Genomic DNA, 4,636 nt, shown 5'->3' with positions numbered 1-4,636 from the left:
TAACTGAAAAATAAAGGCGATCTTCGTCATCCCTATGCTTTTCACTTAAAAGAGTTACGAGTCCTTTAATCCCCGTTAGTGGATTTCGAATTTCATGAGCTGTACTTGCAGCTAACGTGCCAATCAGCTTTATTTTTTGTTGATCATTTTCTCGTAAATTTTCTTTTGCCTGTTTTCGTAACATCCAATATTTAGCGAGAATAAAAACACCATTTGATAGAAATAGGGTAAGAAGAAAGGGAAGAAGCATTTTAATATATAGAGAGTGCTGATTCACTGGTAGTGGATAAACTGAAATTTCCCATGGTGTACGTGCAATTGGAAGTACAACCCTATTATTTTGATTGCCTAATTCACCATTTTGTAATAGCACAGATCCGTCCTTATCCAATAACAGATAAGGATAGGGTGTCGGAAATCCTTTTAGTAACTGAGTAGCATAATCTAAACGAAGACTTGCCATAACTAGTCCTGATATCTGATTGGAGGATGTGACAACCGGTGTAACGATTACGCTTATTCTTTGTCCGGATACTCGTCCAATGAGAGCAGAAGATATGGTTGTTTTCTTTGATTTAGTCACTTCTTGTATGTATGTACGATCAGATAAATCTATTGAGTGTTCCAATGAATTGGAACCAAACAAAATATGTCCGGTTGGATCAGCATAATAAAGCCCGGAAAATCGAGGATTCTGTTCGTGCATATGATTTAAAATTTGTTCAATTTCGTTTGTATTTGAATCAGCTGCCTTTACGACTAGTGCCAACGTTTCAATGGTTGTTAGTGAGTCTCCCACTAAACGATCTAGATTATCTCGGTATAAATCAGCAACGATTCCTGCCTCCTGTATGCTTTGCTTTTGTAGCGTATTGTTATAATAAGTATACGAAATAATACTTATAACGGCTGTGGGGAAGACAACTAGCAAGGCGTATATAAGAATCGTTTTAGCAAAAGCTTTCACAACGATGACTCCTTTTATGATTGTAATACTTACATTATATAGAACATTACGGAAAAAATATAATGCTTTGTATAGTAGCAGTATGAAATGAGTAGGATCGTGTTGTTGACGGATATTCTATAATGTGATATCTTTAATTCAAGATATTTAAAATAAAAATATATGATTAGAAAATAAATTTTCAAAGGATGTTTGAAGATGAGTAAAGATCCGCAAAGAGTAGCGATTGATGCATCATTAAAGATTTTTATTGCCTTATCTCGTGTTCATCATAGGTTAATGGATATATCAAATCGATCTGCCCAGTCCTATGGCTTAAATCCTACTGAATTTGCAGTGTTAGAGATTTTATATCATAAAGGTACTCTAGCATTGCAGCAAATTGGAGATAAAATCCTGATTACAAGTGGGAGCATTACGTATGTGGTTGATAAATTAGAAAAAAAGAAGCTCGTTAAGCGAAATCCTTGTAAGGAGGATCGCCGCGTCATTTATGCAGAGCTTACTGATGCGGGAAAACAGCTAATGGATGAAATCTTTCCAAGTCATGAATTGTTGTTACATGAGTCACTTACGATGTTAAATAGCGAAGAGAAAGATCAATTGTTAACACTATTAAAAAAAGTCGGTAAGCACCAAGCTATCGAAAGAGAGGATGAATCATTATGATACAAGTATTTCCAGCAGAATCCCGTTACTCTGCAGAACACGGATGGTTACACAGTAAATTTAGCTTTTCCTTTGCAGAATATTTTGATCCAAATAATTTACAATTTGGTCCGATGAGAGTGTTAAACGATGACCGTGTTGCTGCGCATCGTGGATTTGGTACACACCCCCATCAGGAAATGGAAATCGTATCAATTGTACTTGAAGGATATTTAAAGCATGAAGACAGCTATGGGCATAGCGCTACTACGACATTTGGAGAAATTCAGCGTATGTCAGCGGGAACAGGGATTTTCCATTCGGAAATCAATCCTGCTGATGAGGAAGTAAACTTTCTTCAAATGTGGTTTTTGCCTAAGGAACTTGGCACAAAGCCTTCTTATGAGAAGAGTTCTTTTACGATTGAAAAAATGAAGAATACGTTATTACCAGTAGTCTCCTATCACGCAGATAAGCTAGAAGAGGCAGCTTTCATTAATCAAGATTTAACTATCTATTTAAGTGATTTAGAACCTAATCAAAGTATCTCATTTTCCCAAAAGAATGATCGGAAAACATTTGTTTTCGTCATTGAAGGAAAAGTAAAAGTCGGGGATGAATGGTTAATGAAACGAGATTCTGCTCGAATTGAAAATGAAGAAGAACTTGTCTTTATTACTGAAGGGGAATCCCGTTTTATGGTAATTGATCTTCCAAACAAATAAAATTAGAATAATGAAAAAGATGGCTGGTGTAGTAGTTATACATTAGCTGTCTTTTTTTAGTATAAAAAGGGAAATTAAATCTCAAATGGAATATAATCTATTTATATAGTTGTTCTGGTACAAATTTTTGTATCGAAACGCGAAAAAAAATTGAGGTGAGAGTATGAGTTTTGAGCAATATGAATACATACGACCAAATATGAATGATATTTCAACAGAAATGGAAAAAGCTATTGGGCAGTTTACGAGTGCTATATCTGCAATAGAGCAGGAAGATGCGATGAAGCGGGTTAATACAATTCGCAATGAATATGATACGATGGCGAATCTATGCTATATTCGCCATACGATAAATACGAATGACGAGTTTTATAAGAATGAACAAGACTTCTTTGATGAAACGTCACCGATTGTAAAGGGGCATGTGAGTAAGTATTATGCAGCTTTACTATCTTCTTCGTTTCGAGGGGATCTTGAGAAAAAATATGGTAAACAGCTATTTTCCTTAGCGGAGTGTGAGCTCAAAACGTATTCTGATGATATAGTAGAGGACTTACAGCTTGAAAATAAACTTTCTTCAGAATATACAAAGTTGATGTCTTCTGCCAAAATTCCATTTGAAGGGGAAGAACGAAATTTATCACAGCTTTCCCCATTTATGCAGCAGCCAAATCGTGAATTGCGTAGAAAGGCAAGTGAAGCATACTATGGCTTCTTAGCTGATCATGAAAGTGAATTGGATCATATTTACGACGAACTCGTTACCGTTCGAACGATTATTGCTAAAAAACTAGGGTTTTCTAATTTCGTTGAACTTGGTTATGCGAGAATGTACCGGACGGATTATAATGCAGAAATGGTAGCGGCATACCGTAAGCAAGTATTGGACTATATTGTTCCGCTTGCGACAAAGCTTCGTAGCCGTCAGCAGGTGCGCATCGGTGTTGAGAAGCTAAAGTATTATGACGAAGGATTTGAATTTAAGTCTGGAAATCCAATGCCAAAGGGCGATTCCCAGTGGATTTTGGAACAAGGAAAAGAGATGTATCGTCAGCTTTCTAAGGAAACAGATACGTTTTTCACTTTCATGACGGACAATCATTTACTTGATCTTGTAGCGAAGAAGGGAAAAGCAGGCGGAGGATACTGTACATTTATTGAAAATTATAAAGCTCCGTTTATTTTTTCTAATTTTAATGGTACATCAGGTGATATTGATGTGCTTACACACGAAGCGGGACATGCATTCCAGGTTTATGAAAGTCGTAATGTTCCGATACCTGAATATACATGGCCTACCTATGAAGCATGTGAAATTCATTCAATGAGTATGGAATTCTTTACATGGCCTTGGATGCAGCTATTCTTCAAGGAAGATACGGAAAAATATTATTTTTCTCATTTGAGCTCTGCCCTTCTATTTTTACCATACGGTGTGAGTGTTGATGAATTCCAACATTTTGTCTATGAGCATCCAGAGGCAACTCCTGCACAGCGTAAGCAGGCATGGAGAGAAATTGAAAAAAAATATTTGCCGCATCGCGACTATGAGGATAATGAATTTTTAGAAAAAGGTGGGTATTGGCAACGGCAAGGTCATATTTACAATTCACCGTTCTATTATATTGATTACACACTTGCTCAAGTTTGTGCCTTCCAGTTCTGGAAACGTTCGCGTGAAGAACGAGAGGTGGCTTGGAATGATTACGTTACGCTTTGCCGTCTTGGAGGAAGTCAATCGTTTTTACATCTTGTAGAAGCCGCTCATTTACAAGCGCCTTTTGCAGATGGTTGTGTAGAATCTATTATTGGCGATATTCAAGCTTATCTGGATTCCGTTGACGACACAAAGATGTAAAAAAATATAAATGGTTGTTACGATTTTAAACGTTTTTTCGTGAGATAATGAAGGGGAGGAAAGAGGTTTCCCTTTCTATAGTTAGTAAGTAAGGGTGTTTCTTTCTTAAGAAACACCCTTTTTGCCATTCATAATGGAGGAGACAAAGGAGTGGGATTCTATCATGAAAACGGAGAGTTTATCATCTATTTTACATGAGTTGAAGGAAACCCGGGCCGCATTGTTACTTGAAATTAAAAAGCTTCCGGATACTCTGCTTAATGCAAAACCAAAGAGAGAATCGTGGAGTATAATTCAAATATTGCATCACCTCCATTTAGTGGAGCAATCGGTTACGAGCAATATTACTTATGCTCTTCGAACTTGTAAGAAGTGTGATGTACGACGCAAGATGCTTCCGGTTACGCTTGATCATGTAAATATGCCGGAGCAGTTGAA

5 protein-coding genes are annotated in these 4,636 nt (G+C 36.8%); 4 read left to right on the top strand and 1 reads right to left on the bottom strand.

All coding sequences use genetic code 11. The features are described from left to right. A partial coding sequence (locus AC11ZT_RS01345) for a cache domain-containing protein (protein ID WP_484057883.1) occupies window positions 1–967 on the bottom strand: 967 nt, incomplete at its 3' end. A gap of 198 nt (window positions 968–1,165) precedes the next feature. Between AC11ZT_RS01345 and AC11ZT_RS01340 the strand changes: the two genes are divergently transcribed. The 4 genes from AC11ZT_RS01340 to AC11ZT_RS01325 all read left to right on the top strand — a co-directional run. Then, window positions 1,166–1,636, top strand: a complete 471-nt coding sequence (locus AC11ZT_RS01340; RefSeq protein WP_484057882.1) for a MarR family winged helix-turn-helix transcriptional regulator — start codon at window positions 1,166–1,168, stop codon at window positions 1,634–1,636. Next, window positions 1,633–2,340, top strand: a complete 708-nt coding sequence (locus AC11ZT_RS01335) for a pirin family protein (RefSeq protein WP_484057881.1) — start codon at window positions 1,633–1,635, stop codon at window positions 2,338–2,340. The genes AC11ZT_RS01340 and AC11ZT_RS01335 overlap by 4 nt, the downstream gene beginning before the upstream one ends. A gap of 163 nt (window positions 2,341–2,503) precedes the next feature. After that, window positions 2,504–4,198, top strand: a complete 1,695-nt coding sequence (locus AC11ZT_RS01330) for a M3 family oligoendopeptidase (RefSeq protein ID WP_484057880.1) — start codon at window positions 2,504–2,506, stop codon at window positions 4,196–4,198. 163 nt (window positions 4,199–4,361) lie between these two features. Continuing rightward, window positions 4,362–4,636 (top strand): DinB family protein (locus AC11ZT_RS01325; protein ID WP_484057879.1); only part of this gene is annotated, 275 nt, incomplete at its 3' end.

This window comes from Ectobacillus sp., assembly GCF_056992975.1.
This window is presented reverse-complemented; position numbering and strand designations above follow the sequence as displayed.